This window comes from Mesorhizobium sp. M1050 (assembly GCF_040318715.1).
Classification (GTDB): domain Bacteria; phylum Pseudomonadota; class Alphaproteobacteria; order Rhizobiales; family Rhizobiaceae; genus Mesorhizobium.
The window spans coordinates 1-1095 of record NZ_JAMYMV010000171.1 but is presented as its reverse complement, the minus strand read 5'-3'; the positions used below and the strand labels follow the sequence as shown (position 1 = coordinate 1095).

Sequence of the window (1095 nt, the reverse complement as noted above, 5' to 3'; positions counted from 1 at the left end):
GGGGCGCCCTGCAAAAGATCGGCAAGTTCACCATGGAGATCGTCAAGCGGTCGGACAGCGCCAAAGGCTTCGAAGTCCTGCCGCAAGATGGGTCGTCGAGCGGACCTTCGCATGGCTGGGCAGATGCCGAAGGCTGGCCAAGGACTTCGAGCGATCCATCGAATCCGCACGGGCCTGCGTCTTCATCGCAAACATCCGCTTGCTCACCCGACGCCTCGCAAGGACTGAAAACATGGCGGTCATTCCGATTCAGACACTTAGGCGTTACAGGAGCGCGATCACGCCGAGGCCGGCGACGGTGATTCAGGGAGCGTCTGGTCGCGTGGTCATTCACTGATTTGGATCAATGCGTTTCATGATTCGGACAACTATTCTACTGGCGTCACTCTGGTTAGATAGAAGGCTCGATCATGTTCAGAGGTAACGGGATTGGAAGGCTACTTGCTATCCGCGCTTTTCTGCCGATTGCGGCTTTGGCCATCGAAGTGGCGACGGCGAGTCCATCCCATGCCGCAGGGACGGTGGTAAACGTATCGCTTTGGGACAAGGGAGTAGAAACGGCTATGGCGACCAACCTCGGGTTTCCCGCGGTCGGCAAGGATATGTCGAAGGTGACGATGGGCATTGCCCTTAGCGTGGACACCGTCAATGCTGGCGAGATAACGTTCGAGGTTCTCAACTCATCGAAGGACACAATCCACGAAATGATCATTACGCGGCTCAGGGATTTGTCGAGGCTGTTTCCATACAACAGCAGCGAGAGTAGGGTGGACGAGGATAAAATGCCGGGTATTCTAGGCGAAGTCTCCGAGCTCGATCCGAATAAGACTGCCGTCCTGCGGCTTGATCTAAAGCCGGGCACGTACCTTCTCTTCTGCAACATTCCGGGTCACTTTACATCCGGGATGTGGGCGGTCTTCACGGTCAAGTAGGCTCTGTCGCAAACCTTTCGGTAAGCGGAGCATGGCAAGAAACACTCCTCAGCTGTGGAGGAGCACGTGATGTTCAAGGGCCGCCATTTCGACCAGTCGGTGATCCTGCTGTGCGTGCGCTGGCACCTGGCCTACAATCTGAGCCTGCGCGATCTGGAAGAGA

Annotated in this window: 1 protein-coding gene and 2 pseudogenes; all 3 read left to right on the top strand. The window is 56.4% G+C overall.

Annotated features, from left to right (window positions below):
* Window positions 1-223: pseudogene (locus tag NKH57_RS33725) on the top strand (transposase); the annotation flags it as partial.
* 187 nt (window positions 224-410) lie between these two features.
* On the top strand, window positions 411-932 hold the full coding sequence (locus tag NKH57_RS33720; protein WP_352950683.1) for a sulfocyanin-like copper-binding protein: 522 nt from the start codon (window positions 411-413) through the stop codon (window positions 930-932).
* A gap of 69 nt (window positions 933-1001) precedes the next feature.
* Window positions 1002-1095 (top strand): annotated as a pseudogene (locus NKH57_RS33715) (IS6 family transposase); the annotation flags it as partial.

Bases quoted from the DNA above. Each gene is read 5' to 3' on its own strand.
- NKH57_RS33720 (WP_352950683.1), top strand. From the start codon at position 411: ATGTTCAGAGGTAACGGGATTGGAAGGCTACTTGCTATCCGCGCTTTT.